The organism is Mesoflavibacter sp. (assembly GCF_964226795.1).
GTDB classification, from domain to species: Bacteria; Bacteroidota; Bacteroidia; order Flavobacteriales; family Flavobacteriaceae; genus Mesoflavibacter; species Mesoflavibacter zeaxanthinifaciens.
This window is the reverse complement of record NZ_CAXQQP010000005.1, coordinates 117,925-142,260: the sequence shown is the minus strand read 5'-3', so window position 1 is coordinate 142,260 and position 24,336 is coordinate 117,925. Positions and strand designations below refer to the sequence as shown.

Sequence of the window (24,336 nt, the reverse complement as noted above, 5' to 3'; positions counted from 1 at the left end):
GATCAAATACTTTTTAAAAGAATTAATCCTAAAATAATACAACCTATAGGTAACAATAAAAGTATACTTGTATTATAGCTGTTTTTACTTTTATTGAATTTTGCGTTTAAAACCTTTCGGCTTTTACCATTGTACTTCATCCAGTTTTTAAGGTGAATGATTATTGAAAATATGATGAATAACGTCCACATACTAGATGTAGACATTGTTTTAACATGCATCTTACTAAGAAACGTTACAAGAAAAGCACCTATAACAAATAATAAAGCGATTTGAAGTATTGAAATATAAAATAAGGCAATACTGTTAGCTTTTTGTTTAAACTTAGGTTTAAATGCAGAAAATATAGCAAAGAAAAATTGATCAAATGTTGTCATATGTTGAAATAAAAAAACCTGCTAAAGATAGCAGGTTTTTTTATTTTTTAATGTTCTTAAGAATTTATTATTCTGCAGAAACTTTTACATTATCAATCTCCCAAGTTGCAGCTGCAGAACTTGTAGATGTATATTTAAATGCAATAAACACATTACCACCTGCAGCAGCAGAAAGATCTAAAGATCCTGAGTCAGTCCAAGAAGACCAGCTACCAGTGTTAGTATCTAAAGTTGGTGATAAAGCTACCCATGTACCATCTGTAGTTGGGTCACCACCATTGTAGTCTGTAGCATAAAATACTTCTATATCATTACCATTGTACCTTTTTACAGTTTGGAACGTTAAGAAGGCACTTGGAGTATTTGATAAATCAATTGGTAGAGAGATTAACCAATCTTCATTAGTTTGTGCTCCTCCAGAAAAACCAGACATTGTTGCACTATCATCTGGGTTACCAAATGTATTGTAATACCACTCTTGTGTTCCTGTAACGTTGTAAGGTGTCCATTTATCTAAGTTTCCTGCAGAAAAATCGTCTTCAAATAATGGATCACATCTTAAGTCATTATCAAAGTTAATTGCTTCTGGTGTGTTGATGTAAATTGTGTAAAAATCATCAAAATAATCTCTAGTTAATACACCATCAATACTACCTCTATTTGCTGGTAATGGTAATCCTTTAAAATCTGAGAAAGTACTTGTACTTAAAATTACACTACTTCCTGTTTCACAACTTTCTAGTAAACGCTCTCCATCAAAACTGTCATTAGTTTCAGAAGCGAATGTAGTTGTATTACCTACTACAAGATTACTATTAAATTGCATGTTATTTAATCTGATATATTGACTTTCTAGAGCATCACTAAACTGAGATATTGAAACTTCTTTAGGTACAATAGTTGCAACTTCACTAGTTCTAATAATATGATTTGGTACTAATGTGCTAGCTATTTCATCTATTTGATCTCCATTAAGACGACCTAATTGTAATACTCCGTTACTTTCGCCTACAGTTAATCCGTTAAGCTTAACATATACTTTTCTACCAAATTCGTATTGAGTAAATAATGGGTTTTTATCTACTTGCACTACAATTGCAGCAGTTGGATTTTCTGGTGCGTCTTGGATTACTAATTGCTTATAAAAGTTACCACCTTCGTCACTAGACACAACATAACCTACTGTATATTTTTCTGATACTGTTTCGCTAGCAGCTTCGTAAGTGTATGCTTCGTTACCATTACTACCAAATGCACCTAAAACACCACTTAAAGTATTAAATTCTGCATCTGTATTTGGGTATTCTGAAATTCCTTCGATTGTTGAAGGTACATCAAAGTTATCGTCTTCAACACAGCCTGTTAGTACAACTAAGCTTACTAAAAGTACTGCTATTTTGTTTAAATTTATTTTTTTCATCTTTTCTTGAATTATTTTTTTCTATAAATATATTAAAATCTTACGTAAACATTTAAATAATAAGTAGTTCCGTTACCATAAAAATAACGATTACCAAAAACAGGTCCGTTTGGATTTGTTTGTTCTTGCAACTGACTTCTGTAATCCACACGTCTTGATTGCTCAAAACCACCTGTACGATACTCTTGATTAAATACGTTATTTATTGTAGCAAAAAACCCAATAAAGTAGTCATTTACTTTCCAAGATTTACCTCCTATAACGTTTACTAACATGTAATCGTCAAATTGTTCTTGTTGTAATAGTTGCTTTGCAACTGTAGGATCTACATCATTTATTTCTCCTCCAGTAACTACGTAATTTTGACCATTTGCTGTATTATCTTGAAATTGAGTTTCTGAATATAATTCTGGGTCTGTTACAAAAGCAGCACTTCTTTTTAATGCACTAGGATCTACATAAGCGTTAGAGAAATGGTTTGCTGTTACACCTATATTCCAATAGTCTGGATCTCTATATTCAAAACCTATTTGGAAGGCTCTTTCTGGTCCACCTGCAACGTGTAAGTTTTTTAAGTTGGTTGTACCGTCACCAAATTGAGCTGTACCTGTTCCAAATTCTTGACTGTAATAAGTTAAATTTGGATTGTTGTTATAAATGTATTGACCAAAAGATGCAGCACCTTTTAATTTAATTGTTGGTGTTACTTGTGCTTCTATACCTAATTCTCCTCCTATACGTTGAGTTTCGATATTTGTAATTGCTTCTTGTACTAAGTTATTACCTGCACCTTCACTAAAGAAGAAACCTGTATCTGTTCCGTCTTCTGTTGTAGAGTAAAAACCTGTAAGTCTAGCTTTAACTATTGGAGAACGGAAAATATAACTTGCATCTACACTTGTTATTTTTTCGCTATCTACATCTTGTAACAACATATTAGATTGTCTTACGTTTGCAAACGTGTTTCTAATACTTGGTGCTTTAGTCATGTATACACCGTTAAAATCTAATAAGTGACGTCCAGAAATTTTATATGTTAAACCTGCTTTAGCACCAAAGTTTTCAAATTCTACTTTTGGACCTTTACCAAAAGAGTTACCTACAAAATATCCGTTTTCAAATAAACCTGTTCTTTGGTAATCTGTTTTAGAAATGCTTCCTCCTAAATAAAAATCTACTTTACTGTACTTAAATACTGCTTGTGCAAAACCGCTTAATACGTTAGCATCAATTTCATAGTTATACTTATATCTATCTCCTTCTCTAGCAATTCTGTTTGGGTTTCTAACATCAGATTGTGCTGTTGTTAAAGTTCCGTCTGTATTTTGTGCTGGCTCATCAGAGAAAAAGTCTACATCTAAATATCCTGATCCACCTAATAAGTCTGATACTTCTGCAAAGTTTTCACTTTTAAGGTTTCTGTAGTTAACAGATGCATTTAATCTGATATTGTCTGATAATTCTGAAGCTAAAATAATATTAGCCATTAACTGCTTATCGTCTATTCTGTCTTCTTGTACTGCATATACTGAGTTTTCAAAAGTTGAATTTGCTGTGTATAATGCATTCCAATCAAATTGACCATCGTTTACAAAATTTTGTTGCGCGATGTATGCTTGTTCATAATCGTAAGCTGTTGGGCCACCATCAACATTTAAATGATAGCTTGGTAAGTTTTGGTAATAAGTTGGATCTGTATTTCTAGCTCCTCCAATATAACTATCTTGACCGTTAAATCTTACTAACCTTGTTCCTCCATTATCTATTCTTGTATTACCTATTTGTCCAAATTGGTAACCTATGTTTGTGTTTATAGATGTTTTTTCTGAAATATCCCAATAGTGATTTAACATTAGGATTGGTTCTTCAATTCTTCTAATTCTAGAGTTTCTTATATCTCCATTTAAATCTCCCCAAAATGGGTTGTATTGTCTTCCTTTTAATCTAAAAACTTCTTCTGTAATAGCTGTTGATCTACCTCTTCTGTTTTGTGCGTAGATAGACGTGAAGTTTAAGCTGTGTTTATCATTAATTTTCTTTTCGACTACAGCAACAAAAGAGTTTGCATCATAAAGTGTTCCGTCAATATAACCACCATCACCAAATCTTCTTGAAGCTAAAAGGCTATATGCCCATCCGTCTTCCATTAGTCCTGAGTTATAACTTGCCATTATACGTCCTTCGTAACTTCTATTTGCAGAAGCAAAAGATAAACGTCCACCTTCACGATATTTAGAAGCACGCATAACAATGTTATTTGTACCTGCTAAATCACCAAAGTTATAATCGTTAGGCGTACTACCCATTGAGAATTCTTGATTACGTTGTAAATCATTAATTCCTCCCCAATTTCCCCATTGTGGTCTTCCGGTTGCTTGTTTGTTCATTTCTAAACCATTGATCAACACTTTTCCATTAGCGTTATCTAATCCTCTTGGTCTAAAAAAAGTTGCACTAAAATCAAATGCAGCAGCATTTAAAAATACATCTCTAGATGATTGTAATAGTCCAGACACATTACTTGTTAATCCGTCATCTTCACTATTTAACTGATCATCAGAAATAGAAATGATATAAAGGTCTTTTTTATCACTAGCATTATAAGATAAAGTCATATCTTGTATGTCTAATGTTTTACCTTCATTAACCACAATAGGATATCTTTTTGTGGTATAATCAACTTTTTCAATTTTAAGAATCTGCTCTCCTAAAGGTAGGTTTTGCTTAAAAGTAAATTGACCAAAAGCATCTGTTTTAGTTGTTACGTTAGACTCTTCAATTGTTACTGTTACATCCGGAATTGGTTCATCGGTTACGGCATCTTTTACACTACCTTTTACAATAGTTTGCTGCGCAAGCACTGTAAACGTTGAAAAAACTCCAAATAAGAAAAATAAAAAACTTTTTTTCATAAGTGAATTTGTTGTTAAAACTTTGTTTTACCATTAAATAATTATTATTTAAGGCGTGCAAATTTACATTATTTATAATAAATATCTACTTTTGGCAGGAGTTTTGTAAATAACATAACAAAAACGTAACAAACACTTTTTAATGAAACATTTTAATTACCTACTATTTGCACTACTATTTATTAGTATTATAAATGTAAATGCACAAGAAAAGAAAAAGTTTAAAATCCACACTGTTGCTTTTTATAATCTTGAAAATTTATTTGACACCATCAATGACCCTACAAAAAATGATGAGGCAAGTCCAATGATGGAAATTAAAGCAAACCGTCAAGAAATATACAAGAAGAAAGTACATAATATGGCTAGAGTAATTTCAGAAATTGGATCTGACTTTACTAGAAACTCTCCTGCAATTATTGGCGTTTGCGAGATAGAAAACGTTAATGTCCTTGAAGATGTAGTAAATGACCCATTACTTTTGGGTAAAGATTATGGTATTGTTCACTTTAACTCTCCTGACAACAGAGGTATTGACGTTGCTTTACTTTATCAAAAAAAGTTATTTCAAGTAACATCAAGAAGCACACATACTTTAAAGATTTATGATGATGAAACAAGAAAACGTATAAACACAAGAGACCAATTATTAGTATCTGGTGAGCTTGAAGGCGAGAAAATGCATTTTATTGTTAACCATTGGCCTTCAAGACGTGGTGGAGAAGCCAGAAGTAGACCTAAAAGAGTTGCTGCTGCTAAGTTAAACAAACGTATTATTGATAGCTTACAATCTATTGATCCTTATGCTAAAATAATAACAATGGGAGATTTAAACGATGATCCTACCAACGCTAGTGTTAAGGACGTTTTAAAAGCAGAAAGAAATAAAAAGAAGGTAGACTTTAAAGGTATATATAATCCATACATAGATATGTTTAAAAAAGAAGGATTAGGTACTACTGCTTATAGAGATGCTTGGAGTTTATTTGATCAAATTATGTTAACAGAGCCTTTCTTAAAGAAAGATTATACAAATTGGACTTATTATAGAGCTGGTATTTTTAATGAAAACTACTTAGTGAATAAAAAAGGACGTTGGGAAGGTTACCCGTTAAGAAGTTTTGCTGATGGTGGATTTACCAATGGTTTTAGTGATCACTTTCCGGTTTATGTCTATCTAATTAAAGAACTTGAAGACAAAAAGAACAACGATAAATAAATATCGATAATAATATTAAACAAAAAAGCGAGCTATATAGCTCGCTTTTTTTATATTTTAAAACCAAGTAGACCATGGTATTTTAGCTAATACTAATATTAATGCGATAGAGTAAAATATAGCAATAGTTTTTAGTTTTTTTGCTGAAGTTAGTTTTTTCTTATGTTTTGAGTATCCTATAGTGATAAATGCTATAGCTAGTAACATTGCTACAGGATGTTCTACCGCTACATTACGTATGGCGCTATTTTTCATAATTTCTCCCATGCTCATTTCTCCAAAGTAATCAGCAACAAACCATAAAATAATTCCTATTAAAAACTGAATATGAGATACAATTAAAGTGAATAAAGAAATTCTAAAATCTCTTGCTTCATATTCTTTATTTGTAAATGTTTTAAAAAGCGCATTAAAGGTAGCTACAACTAACATTAAAAACACTAAATATGCCCAATAAGAGTGTAACATTTTTACTGTTGAATACATATATTTTTTATTTAATTAATTAGGCTATAAAGGTAGTAATTATATTGCATAAAAAAACCGCTTCTTTACAGAAGCGGTTTTTAAATTTAATTCTTTTTAATAGAATTAGAAGTTATATCTTAAGCTTGCGTTAAACGTTCTTCCAATACCTAAGTAGTAACCAAAAGCATCTCTTTGGTTAATATAGTCTGCATTGAAAAGGTTGTAAACATTAGCTCTAAAAGTCATTTTGTTAGACCCTAAATCAAAGTTATAAGTTAAACCTGCATCTGCAAGAGTATAAGCAGGTAGTCTTACTGATTCGTATGTACCTCCTGAAAGAGCTTCTGCTGCAACATCTGCTGGATCTACAAACTCATATAAATCTGTGTAAATGTTGTAATCCATATCTACGGTTAACCCTTTTAATATTTGAGCTCTAACACCAAAACCAAATGAAGTTTGAGGTGCATTACCTATTTTAACTCCAGTTAAATTAACATTACCATCTGAAATAATAAAGTCTCCAGTATCATCATTTTGAAGTGTATAAGGAGTTTCTCCGTCATACTTCCAGTTTCCTAAAGAACCATATCCTCTGAAAGACCATTTTGAAGCGATAGGACGATATTCAAAATCAAACTCTACTCCATTATGTCTTTGAGTAACATCTGTAAGCCTGTAAGTACTAAACTCATCATCAGATGTATTTAAAGATCCATCTGCACCTGGTTGAACAGGTCCATTAATAGATAAGAATCTATTACCCCATTGTGTAGAATAAACGTCTACATTTACTCTCCATTCTTTACCTTTAAATCTATATCCACCTTCAATACTAGTAATTTCCTCGTTATCTACATCTGGTTCTGCTAATCTGTTATCATATCTAATATCTGCAAAAATATTATCTAAATATGGTTGACGAGAATATGTACCTGCGTTAACAAAGAATGAATGGTTATCATTAATTTTATATGCAAATCCTCCTTTAATGTTGTAACCTCCTTTAGTTACTTTTTCAGATTTTCCTAGACCATTTCCTCTACCTGTAAAAAATCCTTCTCTTTGGTAAGATTGAGTAGAAACAGCTCCTTGTACGAAAGCAGAAAAATTGTCGTTTTTATACTCTACTTGTCCAAAACCTCCTACATATTGAATTACTTCTTCGTAATTGTAATCATATCTTTGATCATTATCTGCATAATCAAATAATGCACTCCATGGATTAGCTTCAAAAGTCTCAGTTATAACATAATCAGAAGGACGGTCTGTTCTAAAGTTATCATTATAACCATCTAAACCTAATGTGTTTTCTAATTGTCTAAAATGTATACCGTTGTAAGTTCTTCCATCTACCCCTACATTTAAGTTCCAATTATCATTAATTTCATAATTTAAATTAGATAATAAACCATACCAGTTATGAGCATTAACTGAAGATCTTCTTAAATAAGAGTCACCAAAAGTACCATACTGACCTCCGTTTATTGTTGTAGCAGTAGCAATGTTGTTTTCAACGATTGCATCAAAATTAATTTCTCTTTCATTTAATCCTGTAATACCTACATCTTCATTTCTAATACGTCCGTTACCAACGTTACCAGTTCCGCCACCACGTCCCCATGATGCATATAATACTGTAGATAATTCCATTTTGTCATTAATATTGAAATCCCAGTTAAGGTTAGCTACAGGTTTATGATAGTAGTTTCTACGCTCTGTAAATCTTTCTCCATTTAAAAAACCAGAGTTATCATTAGCTTTTTCTCCGTAAGTTTCATAGAATTCTAAATCTTCAGAGAAGTTTTGATCATGCCATTGTGGAGCACCAGTTAATAAAAAGTTGAAAGTGTGAGTTTCGTTAGGCTTATAACCTACAGAAAACAAATAGTTTTGTCCTTGACCAGCTGTACCAATTGAATACTTTCTATGTGCTTGCCAATGATCTACTAAAACAGAATAAGCCCATCCGCTTTCTTTAAGTCCAGAGCTATATGAAGCTGTTGTCTTGAAATAACTATCATTACCTCCTAAAAATCTAACAAAACCACCTTCTGTTTTATCTGTTGTTTTTGATACAATATTAACAGTACCTCCTACTGAAGATATAGCTAATTTTGACGCTCCTAAACCACGTTGTACTTGTACTGCGTTTGCAACATCACTCATACCTGACCAGTTTGACCAATACATTCTACCGTCTTCCATACCATTAATTGGTTGTCCGTTTAATAAGTAAGCCGTGTTAGTTTGATCAAAACCTCTTAAGAAAATTTGACTATCTCCAAATCCTCCTGCTTGATTAGAAACGTAAACAGATGGAGTGTTTTTCATAGCTTCACCAAACTCTACGTTACCAGCAGCTTTTAATTGGATGTCTTTACCTCTAATTGTAGAAACTGCTACAGGAGTTTCTCTTCCTGCTGCTAAATCAATTACACCTGTTCCTACAATAACTACTTCTTCTAAAGAGTTATCTGGAGCTAAAGAAACTTTACCTAAGTTTTTACTTCCGTTAAAAGTTAAAGTTATTGATTCATAACCTACGTAAGAGATTACGATTTCTCCTGACTCTGATTGAGTTTTTAAAGTAAAGTTACCGTCAAAATCAGTTGTAGTACCATTAGAAGTACCTTTTTCCATAACACTTGCACTTGGCAAAGGGCTATTGATTTCTGAGTCAAGAACAGTACCTGTTACTGTACTTTGAGCCATTGTAAATGCAGTAAACATAAATGCTACTGCCAAAAACATAAATTGAATTTTGTTTTTCATCATGTTGAATTAAAAATTGTTTGTTTTCAAAATTTGATGCAAAATTACTACTAATTATAGATGTAATATTAACTTAATGTTAACATTAAGTGCTTTTTTAAAAACAAACAACTTAAAAACGCAATAATATCCTGAATAACAAAATTATAGACCTACTTCTTAACGTTTACTTAAGAGACTGAAAATGCTTAATTAAGTTTGTTGTTGAACTATCATGAATAGCTATATTACCTTCTCCAAACTCATTTAAAATTTTATTAGCTAATTGTTTTCCTAACTCAACACCAAACTGATCGTAGCTATAAATATTCCAAATAATACCTTGTACAAATATTTTATGTTCATACATGGCAATTAACTTACCTAAACTTTCAGGTGTTAATTTATTAATGAAAATGGAGTTAGTTGGTTTGTTTCCTTCAAAAACTTTGAAAGGTGTTAAAGTTAAAACTTCTTCCTCAGATGCATTTTTCTCTTTAAACTCGGCAATAACTTCTTCTTTAGTTTTACCGTTTAATAAAGCTTCTGTTTGTGCGAAGTAATTAGACATTAATTTATCTTGATGGTCTTGATTACCATGAAGTGATTGTGCAAATCCAATAAAATCTGCTGGAATTAACTTTGTACCTTGATGTATTAACTGAAAAAAGGCATGTTGCGAATTTGTACCTGGTTCTCCCCAAATAATAGTACCTGTTTGGTAATCTACTCTATTTCCGTTTCTATCAATACTTTTTCCGTTGCTTTCCATAATGCCTTGCTGAAGGTATGTTGCAAATTGGTTTAAGTATTGAGAATATGGAATAATGGCTTCACTTTCTGCATTAAAGAAGTTGTTATACCAAATACTTAGTAAGGCTAAAATAACGGGTATATTGTTTTCAAAAGATTCACTTTTAAAATGGTTATCCATTTTATTTGCTCCTTTTAAAAGACTATTAAAATTATCAAATCCTACTGCTAAACTAATTGACAATCCTACTGCACTCCAAAGTGAAAAACGACCGCCAACCCATTCCCACATTGGGAAAATATTATTAGCATCTATACCAAAATCTTTAACCTTTTGGATATTTGTAGACACTGCAACAAAATGTTTTGCAACATGTTCTTCTTTACCGTGTTGTAAAAACCAATTTTTAATGGTGGTTGCGTTTGATAGTGTTTCTTGGGTTGTAAATGTTTTAGAAACAATTACAAATAAAGTAGTTTCTGGATTTAGTTTTTTAATAACTTCATTAACGTGATCTCCATCTACATTACTTACAAAGTGTGTTGTTAAATGGTTTTTATAATATTGAAGTGAATCTACAACCATTGCTGGACCTAAATCACTACCACCAATACCTATATTTACAACATCTGTAAACGCTTTACCAGTATATCCTTTTAATTCGCCCGAAGTGACTTGATTGGTAAATTTTTCAATTTTTGATTTTACCTCAAAAACTTCTGGCATTACATTAACACCATTTACCTTAAAAACAGCGTCTTTATCAGCTCTTAATGCAATATGTAAAACAGCTCTTCCTTCTGTTTTATTTATAGTTTCACCGTTAAACTGAGCATTAATTGCTTCCTTTAACTTACAATCTTCTGCAAGTTGTAAAAGGTGTTTTAGGGTTTCTTCAGTAATTCTATTTTTAGAAAAATCTACGTAAAAATCTTCCCATTTTACAGTTAGATTATTTGCTCTGTTTGCATCTTCTGCAAACAAATTTTTCATTTTTAAATCTTTTACTTGATCAAAATGCTTTTGTAAATTTTCCCAAGCTTTTGTAGCTGTTGGATTAACTGTAGGTAATGCCATTATTTGGTATATGTAATTGCGTTATCTTGATTGGTATGTATGTCTAAAACCTGCTCTTCAGTTTCTATAGGATAATTGTATTCTATATTATCTAATTGAATTTTTATAGGTTTTATAAACTTTAAATATTCTGCTTTTAGACTGTCTGATATAGGCTCTGCTTCTGGTAGTTTTTGTTTGAAAGGATCTACTTGTTTTCCGTTTTTCCAGAAACGATAACAAACATGTGGTCCAGATGTATTACCCGTCATCCCAACATATCCAATAATGTCTCCTTGTTTTACAAAATCACCAACTTTTACCGCACGATTACGCATGTGTAAATATTGTGTTGTGTAAGTTGAGTTGTGTTTAACTTTTACATAATTACCGTTACCGCCTCTTCTAGCAGATTCTATTACAGTTCCGTTAGCTGTAGATCTAATTGGCGTACCAATATCTGCTGCAAAGTCTGTCCCTTTATGCGGTCTTACACGATTTCCGTAAAGTGCTATACGTCTATTTAAATTGTATCTAGATGAAATACGTTTATACTCTACAGGTGCTTTTAAGAATGCACGACGAAGGTTTTTTGCGTCCTCAGAAAAATAGTCTTTTAACCCTTTTACGGTATCGGTTTCAAACTGAAATGCGTAAAATGGCTCGCCTTTATGTTCAAAATAAGCTGCTTTAATTTCGTCTATTCCTGCATAAATGCTGTCGTCTATATATTTTTCTGTATAAATTACTTTAAATTTATCGTTTTTTTGAAGCCTAAAAAAGTCTATTGTCCAAGCATAAACATCACTCATTTTATAAGCTAAAATGACACTTTTCCCTTGTTTATCTAATGCTTCTGAAATATTAGATTCTATAATTCCAGACACTTCTTTTTCGACATATTTTATAGGTTTTGTTGAAGAATATGCGTGAATTGAGTCTTGAAAATTAACAACCACATAATCTGTTTTTGTAGGTTGATAAATAAAACATTTTGGTTCTTTTAAAGAATCGTTAGAACACAATAAAGTATAAGGCTTGCCTATTTGAAGCTTGGTAATATCAAAACTATCTTTTGTTAGCTGTGCTATTTGAAATATTTTTGAATAGTCTATTTGATTACGTTGAAGTATTTCTCCAAAGCTATCACCTTTTCTGATAGTATCTCTTTTTACAAAATAATCTTTAAGGTTAAAACCAAACTCATACACTTCTTCTGGCTCTATAACCTCAACGGTTTGTATAGGTTCTTTTACTTCGTTTTTGCAGGCTATACTTAGCAATGCTAAAGCTAGTATTACTAAACATTTTTGCCCCAATCTTCTAACTCTTGCTTGCTCCATAAGTCTGGAAAAAATATTCTTCTTTGATATTTTGGATGCATGTACTTTACCCATTCGCTTCCTCCTGTTGCTTCTGCTGTTTTACCGCCTATGTTTAAATAGTGTTTTGCGGTATTATAATGTGCCATAACCCAAGTGATGTTTACGGTATAATCGTAATGGCGCATTGCTTTTATTAAATCTTTGTCTTCTTTAACATCTTGTGGTAAACTTTTAAAAATGGTCCACAGGTTGTGTGTGTTATAGAATTCTGCAAATCTAATAAATTCGTCTTTGTATTTCTGCTCGAAAACTGTTAATGTATAACTTTTTTTACCTGTTTTATAGTCTTTTCCTGCAGCTTGCCAATACAAATGTTCAAAAGCGTGTTCAAAAGAGGTATTTCTATCAATAGTTTCTCTAAAACGATTATCTATTAAGTTTATTAGCTCGGTAGAAGCAAATTCTATTTTTCTGTATTGTGCAGATTGAAATCCGCTAGCTGGCGTAAGTGTATTTCTAAACTTATTGTATTGTTCTATATCCATACCGTCTTTCATTACGGTAAAGGATGAAGTTAAGACATCAAAATAACGACTTATTCGCATTATTTTAGTTTCAAAAAATGCTGCTGTTATGTCTTTTTTATTTGCAACTTGGTCTATTTCCCAAAGTATCATTTTAAACAACAATTCATTAACTTGATGATAAAGGATGAAAACCATTTCATCTGGTAGTGTTGTTCGTTTTATCTGTAAATTTAATAGGGCATCTGTTTGGATATAGTCCCAATAATCTATAGGCTTACTGTGTAGTAAGCCTTCTAAATGTGTATTTAGATTTTGATCTAAATCTGAATATTTTTTATCTAATTGATCTATAATTTTTTGGTCAGCACTCATCGATTAATCTTCTACTAATATTTTAAATTGATGCTTTAGCCCTTTAAAAGCTTCTAAATCTGCTCTTAATGATCCTACAGCAAGGTCTGCTTTGATGCGCAAAGGTATTTTATTTTTATCATTAGATACCCAAAGTGTTAAACTTTCTTCTTCTTTAAATACACGACCAGCCATTACATAGGGTCTAAATATTAAAGCATCTACTTCTCCAAATTTTGTGTCTAAATTTTCTCTTCCTAAATACTTCAGTTTAAAACCATAATTTTCTTCGTCAAAAAACATATCTAACTTAACCTCATCGCCTACTTTTAAGTTTTTGGTGTCTATATTATTTCTTAAATAATAAAAAGTTGACACCATATCTTGGATGTTTGGTTTTGTTGTAAATGACTTTTTAGTATTATGTTTTTTATTATGTACTAGTGCTTCTTTTTTGTCTTGATCAAAAGTGATTTCGATATCTTTTTTATGTCCTCCTTCATCAATTTTTCTGATAAACTTATAAGGCACAATAGATCGTTTATCAAAATAACTTTCATACCTATCCTCTACTTTAAAAAACCATTTTATTGCTCCTGTTGTCCAGCCTTTACCAACAACATGATACACTTGTTTTCCGTCTAAAACGGTTTCATTTACTTGTAGTGTGGCATTACCTGCTTTTAAAAAACCGCTATAGCTCATTTTAAATTTAAACCATTCGCCTGTTTTAAAAGACGACTCTTGAGCATTAGTTAATTGCAATGCTAAGAGACATATTATAATTGGTAAAATTCTTTTCATAACATATTGTATTTGTAACACTTAATTAGCTTAAACATCTTTATTTAAACGTAGTATTACAATTACTATTCCAAAAATATAAAACAAAAAAATGCCATCAAATGTATAGATGGCATTTTTTTATTATTAAAAAGTAAACATATATTAAAGTGTACCTCTTTTTGCTTGCTCTCTTTCTATAGACTCAAACAAAGCTTTAAAGTTACCTGCTCCAAAACCACGTGCTCCCATACGTTGTATGATTTCAAAGAATAGTGTTGGTCTGTCTTCTACTGGTTTTGTAAAAATTTGAAGTAGATATCCTTCATCATCGGCATCTATCATAATACCTAAACCTCTAAGTGTTTCGATATCTTCTCTTAGCTCGTGACTAAATTCTTCTAATCTTCCTGGTACCGCTTTATAATATTCTTCTGGTGGTGTTGATAAAAACTCTACACCTCTTGCTTTTAATTGTGATACTGTTGTAATAATATCGTCTGTTGCAACAGCTATATGTTGCACACCTGGTCCTTCGTAAAAGTCTAAATATTCTTCAATTTGAGAACGTTTTATACCTTCGGCTGGCTCATTGATAGGGAATTTTATACGACCATTACCATTACTCATCACTTTACTCATTAAAGCAGAATATTCGGTATGGATTTGCTTGTCATCAAAAGATAAGAAATTAACAAATCCCATTACATCTTCGTACCATTTTACCCAAGTATTCATTTCTCCCCAACCTACATTTCCTACCATATGGTCTATGTATTTTAGACCTACTGGTTCTGGATTGTAATCGCTTTCCCATTTTGTAAAACCTGGTAAAAATTGCCCGTTGTAGTTTTTACGTTCTACAAACATATGAACGGTTTCTCCATAGGTATAAATACCTGCTCTAACTACTTCACCGAATTCATCTTTTTCAACCGTAGGTTCCATAAAAGATTTTGCACCTCGTTTTGTGGTTTCTTCATAAGATTTTCTTGCATCTTCAACCCAAAGCGCTACAACCTTTACACCATCACCGTGTTTTACTATATGATCATTAATTGGTGATTTACTGTTTAAAGGTGTTGTTAAAACAAGTCTTATTTTGTCTTGTTTTAAAACATAACTTACAGACTCTTTAGAGCCTGTTTCTAATCCTTTATAAGCATAAGATTGAAATCCAAATGCTGTTTTATAAAAATGTGCTGCTTGTTTTGCGTTACCTACGTAAAACTCTACGTAATCTGTACCTAAAAGCGGAAGAAAATCTTGCGCGCCATCAAATATTTTTTCTAAACCGTAATCTACTGATTTTATTTCTTTACTCATTGTTTGTCTTTATTTATAACCAAGATTTAAAATAATCTTCGTCTGCTATTTTTAATGCTTCTTCTGTTACTTGTAACGGTTTAAATGTGTCAACCATTACTGCTAATTCGTCTGTTTTTACTTTTCCTATGCTTCGTTCTACAGCACCAGGATGTGGTCCATGTGGTATACCTGCTGGATGCAAACTAATGTGACCTGCATCAATATCATTACGACTCATAAAATCTCCGTCTACGTAATACAATACCTCATCACTATCTATATTACTATGATTATATGGTGCAGGAATTGAGTCTGGATGATAATCGTATAATCTTGGCACAAAACTACAAACTACAAATGCGTCTGTTTCAAAAGTCTGATGTACTGGTGGCGGTTGATGTATACGTCCTGTTATTGGCTCGAAATCATGTATAGAAAATGCATATGGATAGTTATAACCATCGTAACCTACAACATCAAAAGGATGTGTTGCATAAACCATATCAAAAATATCATCTTGTTTTTTTACTTTGATTAAAAACTCTCCTTCTTCATTATAAGTTTCTAACTCTTGTGGTTGACGCAAATCGCGCTCGCAAAATGGAGAATGCTCTAATAATTGACCAAACCAGTTACGGTAACGTTTTGGAGTGTAAATCGGTCTTCTTGACTCTACAATAAATAACCTATTATCTTCTGTATCAAAATCTAGTTTGTAAATTATACCTCTTGGTACTAATAGATAATCTCCGTATTTAAAATCTAAATTACCTAGCATAGTACGTAACTTACCTGTTCCTTTATGGATAAAAATAAGCTCGTCAGCATCAGTGTTTTTATAGAAGTAATCTTTAGTAGATTGTTTTGGCGCAGACAGTATAATACTACAATCACTATTAGTTAATACTGTTTTTCTGCTTTGTAGATAATCATTTTCTGGTTTTACTTGAAAACCTCTAAATCTGTATGATTGTATATTATTTGACTTTGCTATTTTGGGCGCTACACTGTATTGCTTTTTAATTGCTTTTACTTTTGTAGGCGCATGCTCGTGATATGAATTTGTAGACATACCATCAAAGCCAATAGTACCAAATAGCTGCTCTGAATATAGAGACCCATCAGGTTTTCTAAACTGTGTATGTCGTTTAGGCGGTATCTTGCCTAATTTATGATAAAATGGCATTTTTAATATTTTTTATTAATGAAATATTAGAACTACGTCTAATTGTTTGTTAGCTAAGATAATTGAATACTATTCTGGATTTCTTTTAATAAGAAATTTTAAGTGAGATAATAAATGCATCCAAATAGTATTCATATACTTCAAATATCGTATTTTTTTTAGAGTTTTGAAAGTCTTTTTTGTTAAGTTTAAACAAACTGATTTTCAAAAACTTAACTTAAAACCAATATCCTAAATTAAAAAACCAAAATCCTTTTTTTGTATCAGGTGAATATGTGTATTTAACTTCTATAGGACCTAAAAAACTCTCTAAAGAGTATCCAACTGCATAGCCAGAGTATTGTGGCCAAGATAACCACTCTCCATCATCAAATAATCTATCTTCAACATTGGCGTAATTTGCTGCCAATATTAAATGGTTTTTTGGCACAAAATTATAATCTAAACTTACAGATCCTTTGATATAAGAGTCTGCAGCAATACTTAAAAAATCATAACCATAAAAAGGTTTAAAATTATTTATAAAGTCATTACCATAACCACCTAATACAAAGTCTAAAAATCTATTTGCTTTAGGGTTGATCTTAAAACCTCCATCTGATGTAATATTAAAAGATAATTTATCTGTTGCTCTAAAAGCATAACCTACTTCTGCTTTTAGGATTGAAAAAGGCGAAAAATCTCCTCCAAAATCTGATGAATATAAGTAGTAATTACCTTGTGCGTTAAAGTACATTCCTCTTGTAGGAAAGTATTTGCTATCATAAGAATCAAACTTAAGACTACCAAAAACACTTAAATAATTACTATTTTCAAAAACAGTTTCTTCTTCATCTTCTTCAGTAATTATTGTTTCTGTTTTTACTTTTAGTTTTTTATGTTCTGCACCGATAGTAAACACTAAATCATTTCTAAACAACGTTTGAAAAAAGAATTGATTGGTAAAATCTGATAATTCTGCATTAATTTTATTTACTCCTGCACTTGATATTTCTAATTCAGACAGAAAAGCAGAAGACACAACTCCGTTATCAAACTCGCTAAATCTAGAGTTAACTCCTATACTCCAATAAATTCCTTTATCAATAAAATAATCAAAATTATATCTTACATGATCACCTACTATAAAATCTAAAGAAGCCACATCATTTTTTAACAAAAACTGCTTTTTAGTAATATTTGCTAAAATGGCACTTTTATATAAATCGTCGTAATGTAAAGCAAACTTTAAGAAAGTAGTTTTTTTAGATTCTCTTACTTTAGTTATTAACTTATAACCATCATTTTCTTCTGGTTTAAGCTCATAAAAGAAATTATCAAAGTTATTAGTAGCCACTAAATTATTTGCTCCCAAAGTAAGATCTTTATAAGCTATTTTAGAATATGGTCTTAACTGAAGTTTACCTAACACATAAGACCTGGTGTATTTTTCTAAACCGTGAGTTTCTATATAATTAAGCCTTATACTATCCGGAGATTTTTGTACTTGTGTTTTTATTCTTGGTTTAATCTGTTTGCCTTTTAATTGATTTAGTTGTTCTAAATTTTGCAAAGCAGCTTTTTCTCCATTATCAATAATCTCTCTTCCATCATCAAAAGAGACAACTGTAAATTTAGATATATCTGGTTTAATGTATATGTCTGTTTCTTCAGACTTTTTAACCATATCATTTATGGTTCTAAAATTATTTATTTGAAATAATATTGCTGGTGCAGAAGATAAATCTGTACGATTTGCTAAACCATCTTGTACATCTACACCAATAATTATATCCATCCCTTTAGCTCTTAACTCTTCTATAGGATAGTTATTGACTACTCCACCATCTATTAATAATTGATCTTTAATTAAAACCGGTTCAAATAATGAAGGAAAAGCGCCGCTTGCTTTAACTGCTTGTGCTAAATTACCTTTATCTAGCACAACTTGTTTACCTGTTTCTACATCTGTTGCGATACAGAAAAAAGGTATAGGAAGCTCACTAAAATCTTTTTTATTACAAACATTAATTAAAAGCTTACTTAATAAATTAAAAGTGTTTTGCCCTTTTGAGAGTGCAGAAGGCAATTTCATCTTAAAATTATCAAATGGTAAGGTTACTGCGTATTTTTCTGAAATTTCTCTTTCATAATTAGACTTTGCTTCTCTTGGCAGTTTGTCTGTAATAATATTATCAAAATTTACGCCTTGAAAAATAGAATCTAGCTGTTTACCAGAATAACCTGATGCGTATAAAGAACCAATAATTGCTCCCATACTTGTTCCTGCAACATAATCTACCCTTATTCCTAGACTATCAATAACTTTTAAGGCACCAATATGTGCAAATCCTTTAGCGCCTCCACCGCTTAAAACTAGACCTACTTTTGGTTCTTTTATATTTTTTTCTTGGGCATTACTAACTGTATTTACAGTTAGTAATAGCAAAATAGCGATGATAAATGGTTTCATTCTTTATGGTAATGGTTGTAAATTTTTGATGCTCTAGATACGCCTACTACTTCTTCTAACTCATCTAGTTTTGCATTAGCTATTCTTTTGGTTGATTTAAATTTTTTAAGTAACTCTACAATAGTTTTTTCGCCAATACCTGGTATCGTATCTAAAGCACTATTTAACGCATTTTTGCTTCGTCTATTACGGTGATGCTCTATACCAAATCTATGAGCTTCGTTACGTAATTGTTGTATTATTTTAAGCGTTTCGCTTTTTTTATCTAAATATAACGGAATTGGATCATTTGGATAAAATAATTCTTCTAAACGTTTTGCAATTCCGATAATGGCAATTTTTCCTCTTAAACCTAAAAGATCTAAACTTTTTAATGCTGAAGATAATTGTCCTTTTCCTCCATCTATTATTATTAACTGCGGTAACGGTTGTTCTTCTTCTAATAACCGCTTGTAACGACGGAAAACGACTTCTTCCATAGATGCAAAATCGTCTGGTCCTTCTACTGTTTTAATATTAAAATGGCGGTAATCTTTCTTGCTTGGTTTACCATTTTTAAAGACTACACAAGCCGCAACTGGATTAGTCCCTTGTATGTTAGAGTTATCAAAACACTCGATATGTCTTGGCTCTTCAGATAATCTTAAATCGGCTTTCATTTGTGCCATTATCCTATTGGCGTGACGATCTGGATCTGTGATCTTTATTTGTTTAAAACGCTCCATTCTATAATACTTTGCGTTTCTTAAAGACAGATCTAAAATGTGTTTTTTGTCTCCTAGTTGTGGTACTGTTACTTTAATTTCTTCACCTATATTTACCTTAAAAGGTACGTAAATTTCTTTTGATTTAGAGTTGAAACGTTCTCTTATTTCAACAATTGCTAATTCTAATAACTCTTTATCGGTTTCATCTAACTTTTTCTTTATTTCTAAAGTGTGAGACCGGATGATGGATCCATAAGATATCTGAAGAAAATTGATATAGCCAAAACTCTCGTCACTAACAATAGAAAATACATCTACATTACTTATTCTTGGGTTTATAATTGTAGATTTTGCTTGATAATTTTCTAAAACTTCAATTTTTTCTTTAATACGTTGCGCATCTTCAAACTGCATTTTTTCGGCATAATCCTTCATTTGCTGTTTAAATTGTCCTAAAGAGTCTTTAAAGTTTCCTTTAATTATTTCGCGAATTGCCTTTATATTTTCTTGATAATCTTCTTCGGTTTGATAGCCTTCACAAGGACCTTGACAATTTCCTAAATGATATTCTAGACATACTTTATACTTACCGTCTTCTATTTTATCTTCGGCTAAATCATAATTACAAGTTCGTAATTGATACAATCCTTTTATTAAATCTAATAAGGTATGTACGGTTTTCATACTTGTGTAAGGTCCAAAATATTCGCTTCCATCTTTGATTAAACGACGTGTTGGAAATACACGCGGAAAACGTTCTTTTTTGATACAAATCCATGGATAAGATTTATCGTCCTTTAACAATACATTGTAACGCGGTTTATGCTTTTTAATTAGATTGTTTTCTAATAGTAAAGCATCGGTTTCGGTCTCAACAACAATAAATTTGATGTCTGCAATACGTTTTACTAAAACTCTGGTTTTACCACTGTCATGTGTTTTTGTAAAATAAGAACTTACACGTTTTTTAAGATTTTTTGCTTTACCAACATAAATTATAGTACCTTCTTTGTCGTAATACTGATAAACACCAGCAGATTCTGGAATGGTTTTTAATTGAATATCTAAGTTGGTTTTACTCATAAATTAATAGTAAATAGGTGTAAAATCTAGTGGTACTCAAAGGTAATTATTTAATAGTTTTTAATTAAAACTTTAACCAAAATTAAATTTTAAGCAATGTTATATTTACTACATTGCGCGACTTTTAAATAAAAAAAATGACAAAGAAAATTATAGGAAGAACAGATTGTATAGACTTCCCTAAATTAAATTTATTAAACATTAATTGTAAGATAGATACTGGCGCTTACACATCAAGCATACATTGTTCTAACATTACACTTACTGACCAAGGTTTACTTTGCTTTTTTGATGATAATAAAACCGAAAAATCAGAGCCTGTTTTATTTAAAGAGTACAGTTTAACCGATGTAAAAAGCAGTAATGGTTTTGTAGAAAACCGATACAAAATAAAAACTGATGTTGTTTTTTTTGGTAAAACCTACAAGATTAACTTAACTTTAAGCACAAGAAGCGACATGAGGTTTCCTGTTTTAATAGGCAGGCAATTTTTAAAACGAAAATTTTTAGTTGATGTCGATTTACAAAACCAATCATTTAATAAAAAAGTAGAATGAATATAGTTATTCTATCGCGCAACGCAGGTTTATACTCAACAGATAGATTAGTTGAAGAAGCCGAAAATAGAGGTCATAAAGTAGAAGTTATAGACCCTTTAAAATGCGATATTATTATTGAAAAAGAAAAACCAACAATTTACTATAAAGATCGCTATTTAGATTACGTAGATGCAGTTATACCACGTATTGGCGCTTCGGTTACATTTTATGGTTGTGCAGTAGTAAGGCAATTTGAAATGATGGGTGTATTTACTACAGTAACTTCAGATTCTATCTTACGATCAAGAGATAAGTTAAAAAGTTTACAACGTCTTAGTAAAAGAGGAATTGGCATGCCTAAAACAGTATTTACCAACTATTCTAGAGATGTAGAAGAAGTTATAGACCATGTTGGCGGCGCGCCAGTAATCATTAAACTTTTAGAAGGTACACAAGGTCTTGGTGTTGTCTTAGCCGAAACTAAAAATGCTGCCGAATCTGTTCTAGAAGCTTTTAATGGGTTACAAGCTAGAGTTATTGTACAAGAATTTATTAAGGAAGCTAAAGGCGCAGATCTTAGAGCTTTAGTAGTAGACGGTCAAGTTGTTGGCGCAATGAAACGCCAAGGTAAAGAAGGCGAATTTAGATCTAATTTACATCGTGGTGGTAGCGCAAAAATCATAAAACTTTCTGAAGCAGAACTTCGTCTTGCCATGAATGCTTCTAGAGCATTAAAACTTCCCGTTTGTGGCGTAGACATGCTACAATCTGAAAGAGGACCTTTACTGCTAGAAGTAAACTCTACACCAGGATTAGAAGGCATAGAAAAAGCTACAGGAAAAAATATTGCTAAAAGCATTATAACTTATTTAGAACGAAACAGTAACGCTTAATGATTTATCAACAAAAGGACTTACATATTTTAGATGAAATTATTAAACCAGGTAAAAGTGCAGAACTAAGCTTTAATGTTGCACATTTACACACACGTACTCCAGTAGATGTTCCTGTTATTATAGAACGCTCTAAAAAACCTGGACCTACAATTTTGTTTACTGCTGGCATACATGGCGACGAAGTAAATGGTATTGAAATTGTACGTCAATTAATTTCAAAAGGAATAAATAAACCTAAAGTTGGTACCACAATTTGTATTCCTGTTTTAAACATCTTTGGATTTATTAATATGGAACGCGAATTTCCTGATGGCAGAGACTTAAATCGTGTTTTTCCTGGAATAAAAAATGGCTCTTTGGCCAGTCGTGTTGCGCATACTTTAGTAAACGAAATTATACCTGAAGTAGACTTTATTGTCGATTTTCATACCGGTGGCGCTTTTAGGTTTAATGCACCTCAAATACGTATTGCTCCTGGTAATGAAGATGATGATGTTATGGCAGAAATATTTGGAGCGCCATTTATCTTATACTCTAAAAACCTAAACAAATCATTTAGAAAAACGTGTAACGAACTTGGTAAACCTATCCTTCTTTTTGAAGGCGGAAAATCGTTTCATATAGACAAAACAGTCACTAACACAGGTGTTAATGGCGCCAAACGCATCCTAAATCACTTTGGCATGCTAAGAAAAAAATATAATGTTTCTGAGCCTAAAAAAGCATGTATAAAAATATTAGATAGCAAATGGCAACGTGCAAGCTTTTCTGGTATGTTTAAAGCTAATGTAGATTTAGGTCAATATATAAAAGAAGGTGACACCATTGGTAATATTACAGATCCTTACGGAAAATTTAATCATTTTGTAAAAGCAAAACATGATGGTTACGTGTTTAATATAAATGAATCTCCTATTGTTTATCAAGGTGATGCTTTATTTCATATTTCAACAGAAATAGTTAAATAATTAAAAATGAATAAAGCCCGATTACGCCAAAAATATAAAGCTTTAAGACAACAACTTACCGAAGAACAAATAGATCAATTTAGCATTGATATTGCTAACCAATTATTAAAACTATCTATTTGGGATTACAATGTGTACCACTTATTTTTAACTATTGAATCACAGAAAGAAATTCAAACTGAATTTATTTTAAATATTCTATCCGGAAAAGATAAAAACATAGCTATTTCTAAAAGCAATTTTGAAAGCAACACATTAACCAATTACCTGTTATCGGACAATACCACTTTAAAACTTAATCAATATAACATACCAGAGCCTGTTAGTGGTATTGAGATACCAAATCATAATATAGATGTTGTATTTATACCGCTTTTAGCTTTTGATTTAAAGGGAAATAGAGTAGGTTATGGCAAAGGATTTTACGATAACTTTTTATCCAATTGTAGACCAGACACTGTAAAAATAGGTTTATCTTTTTTTGAAGCTGAAGCTGAAATTAAGGATGCTTACGAAGGTGATATTGCTTTAGATTATTGTGTAACACCTGATAAGGTTTACAAATTCTAAGCATCTTCTATTTTTGGAAACGCTTTTTTATTAAAGAAAATTAATATTCCAAAACCAATACTAATAGCTACGTCTGCAATGTTAAAAACAGGCTCAAAAAAAGTAAAGTATTTACCGCCAACACTTGGTATCCATTCTGGCAAATATCCTTGCCAAATCGGGAAGTATAACATATCTACTACCTTCCCGTGCAACATACTATCGTAACCTTGTTCTGGCATAAATGTAGCTACTTGACCAATACTATCGTCAAATAAAACACCGTAAAACACAGAATCTAATATATTACCCAAAGCACCAGCAAACACAAAGATAAGTGCAACATTAAGCATTTTAGATTGTTGCTTTTTAATACTATTGTACAACCAATATCCAATACCAATAATTGCAAAAATCCTGAAGACAGTAAGACTAACTTTTGCAGTACGATCACTAATAAAAGGAAACAAATCACTTAGTTTTGTTCCCCAAGCCATACCGCTATTTTCTATAAAATAAATTTTAAACCAATCAAAAACAGCAACATCTTCTCCTAATACAAAATGTGTTTTTACATATATTTTACTTACTTGATCAATAAGTAAAATTAAGATGATAAAGATTGTAGCTTTTTTTAGGCTCATAAAGTATAGACTTGTCAACTATGCTTAGTTGACAAGGATTAGTTTTAAACAAAAATAG

The 24,336-nt window shown here is 31.4% G+C and carries 19 protein-coding genes; 5 read left to right on the top strand and 14 right to left on the bottom strand.

Annotated elements, in window-relative coordinates; all coding sequences use genetic code 11:
• Positions 1-2: 2 nt before the first annotated feature.
• The 3 genes from ACEQT4_RS02925 to ACEQT4_RS02915 all read right to left on the bottom strand — a co-directional run bounded on the left by ACEQT4_RS02925 (position 3) and on the right by ACEQT4_RS02915 (position 4,709).
• Entirely contained in the window at positions 3-377 is a 375-nt protein-coding gene (locus ACEQT4_RS02925; protein ID WP_027879588.1) for a hypothetical protein, read from the bottom strand.
• Positions 378-444: 67 nt separating this feature from the next.
• A complete protein-coding gene (locus tag ACEQT4_RS02920) occupies positions 445-1,797 on the bottom strand; it encodes a DUF5689 domain-containing protein (protein ID WP_370225937.1) in 1,353 nt (450 codons plus the stop codon).
• 32 nt (positions 1,798-1,829) lie between these two features.
• Positions 1,830-4,709 (bottom strand): carboxypeptidase regulatory-like domain-containing protein, encoded by a 2,880-nt coding sequence (locus ACEQT4_RS02915; protein ID WP_027879589.1) that lies wholly within the window; start codon positions 4,707-4,709, stop codon positions 1,830-1,832.
• Positions 4,710-4,851: 142 nt separating this feature from the next.
• Between ACEQT4_RS02915 and ACEQT4_RS02910 the strand changes: the two genes are divergently transcribed.
• The gene (locus ACEQT4_RS02910) at positions 4,852-5,928 is read left to right on the top strand and encodes an endonuclease/exonuclease/phosphatase family protein (protein WP_370225935.1); all 1,077 of its coding nucleotides are present in this window, start codon (positions 4,852-4,854) and stop codon (positions 5,926-5,928) included.
• Between the two features lie 57 nt (positions 5,929-5,985).
• Here ACEQT4_RS02910 and ACEQT4_RS02905 read toward each other — a convergent pair whose 3' ends face one another.
• From ACEQT4_RS02905 to uvrC, 10 genes are all read right to left on the bottom strand, one after another.
• Positions 5,986-6,414 (bottom strand): hypothetical protein, encoded by a 429-nt coding sequence (locus ACEQT4_RS02905; protein WP_027879591.1) that lies wholly within the window; start codon positions 6,412-6,414, stop codon positions 5,986-5,988.
• A 105-nt stretch (positions 6,415-6,519) separates the two neighbouring features.
• Complete coding sequence (locus ACEQT4_RS02900) at positions 6,520-9,171, bottom strand: TonB-dependent receptor (protein WP_370225934.1); 2,652 nt, start codon at positions 9,169-9,171, stop codon at positions 6,520-6,522.
• 166 nt (positions 9,172-9,337) lie between these two features.
• Positions 9,338-10,981: a glucose-6-phosphate isomerase gene (gene pgi, locus ACEQT4_RS02895; RefSeq protein ID WP_370225932.1), complete on the bottom strand. Its 1,644-nt coding sequence runs from the start codon at positions 10,979-10,981 to the stop codon at positions 9,338-9,340.
• Entirely contained in the window at positions 10,981-12,303 is a 1,323-nt protein-coding gene (locus ACEQT4_RS02890; RefSeq protein WP_370225931.1) for a peptidoglycan DD-metalloendopeptidase family protein, read from the bottom strand. Before ACEQT4_RS02890 ends, pgi begins: the two co-directional genes overlap by 1 nt.
• Positions 12,261-13,184, bottom strand: coding sequence for a tryptophan 2,3-dioxygenase family protein (locus ACEQT4_RS02885; protein WP_027879595.1), 924 nt, complete (start codon positions 13,182-13,184; stop codon positions 12,261-12,263). Before ACEQT4_RS02885 ends, ACEQT4_RS02890 begins: the two co-directional genes overlap by 43 nt.
• Positions 13,185-13,187: 3 nt before the next feature.
• A complete protein-coding gene (locus ACEQT4_RS02880; protein WP_370225930.1) occupies positions 13,188-13,967 on the bottom strand; it encodes a DUF3108 domain-containing protein in 780 nt (259 codons plus the stop codon).
• A gap of 144 nt (positions 13,968-14,111) precedes the next feature.
• Positions 14,112-15,272 carry a 4-hydroxyphenylpyruvate dioxygenase gene (gene hppD / locus ACEQT4_RS02875; protein ID WP_027879597.1) on the bottom strand — a complete coding sequence of 387 codons (1,161 nt, stop codon included), beginning with the start codon at positions 15,270-15,272 and terminating at the stop codon, positions 14,112-14,114.
• 13 nt (positions 15,273-15,285) lie between these two features.
• The gene (locus tag ACEQT4_RS02870) at positions 15,286-16,440 is read right to left on the bottom strand and encodes a homogentisate 1,2-dioxygenase (protein WP_027879598.1); all 1,155 of its coding nucleotides are present in this window, start codon (positions 16,438-16,440) and stop codon (positions 15,286-15,288) included.
• Between the two features lie 217 nt (positions 16,441-16,657).
• Positions 16,658-18,892 (bottom strand): patatin-like phospholipase family protein, encoded by a 2,235-nt coding sequence (locus tag ACEQT4_RS02865; protein ID WP_370225928.1) that lies wholly within the window; start codon positions 18,890-18,892, stop codon positions 16,658-16,660.
• On the bottom strand, positions 18,889-20,682 hold the full coding sequence (gene uvrC, locus ACEQT4_RS02860) for an excinuclease ABC subunit UvrC (protein ID WP_370225927.1): 1,794 nt from the start codon (positions 20,680-20,682) through the stop codon (positions 18,889-18,891). The genes ACEQT4_RS02865 and uvrC overlap by 4 nt, the downstream gene beginning before the upstream one ends.
• Positions 20,683-20,819: 137 nt before the next feature.
• Here uvrC and ACEQT4_RS02855 point away from each other — a divergent pair, with 137 nt between their 5' ends.
• The 4 genes from ACEQT4_RS02855 to ACEQT4_RS02840 are packed head-to-tail and all read left to right on the top strand — an operon-like array spanning position 20,820 to position 23,655.
• Positions 20,820-21,239 (top strand): RimK/LysX family protein, encoded by a 420-nt coding sequence (locus ACEQT4_RS02855; RefSeq protein WP_027879601.1) that lies wholly within the window; start codon positions 20,820-20,822, stop codon positions 21,237-21,239.
• Positions 21,236-22,114 (top strand): 30S ribosomal protein S6--L-glutamate ligase, encoded by an 879-nt coding sequence (rimK, locus tag ACEQT4_RS02850; protein WP_106677232.1) that lies wholly within the window; start codon positions 21,236-21,238, stop codon positions 22,112-22,114. Before ACEQT4_RS02855 ends, rimK begins: the two co-directional genes overlap by 4 nt.
• Positions 22,114-23,085: a succinylglutamate desuccinylase/aspartoacylase family protein gene (locus tag ACEQT4_RS02845; RefSeq protein ID WP_370225925.1), complete on the top strand. Its 972-nt coding sequence runs from the start codon at positions 22,114-22,116 to the stop codon at positions 23,083-23,085. The genes rimK and ACEQT4_RS02845 overlap by 1 nt, the downstream gene beginning before the upstream one ends.
• 6 nt (positions 23,086-23,091) lie before the next feature.
• Entirely contained in the window at positions 23,092-23,655 is a 564-nt protein-coding gene (locus ACEQT4_RS02840; RefSeq protein WP_370225924.1) for a 5-formyltetrahydrofolate cyclo-ligase, read from the top strand.
• Here ACEQT4_RS02840 and ACEQT4_RS02835 read toward each other — a convergent pair.
• On the bottom strand, positions 23,652-24,278 hold the full coding sequence (locus ACEQT4_RS02835; protein WP_370225923.1) for a lipoprotein signal peptidase: 627 nt from the start codon (positions 24,276-24,278) through the stop codon (positions 23,652-23,654). The two genes, ACEQT4_RS02840 and ACEQT4_RS02835, sit on opposite strands and share 4 nt — an antisense overlap.
• Between the last annotated feature and the right edge of the window lie 58 nt (positions 24,279-24,336).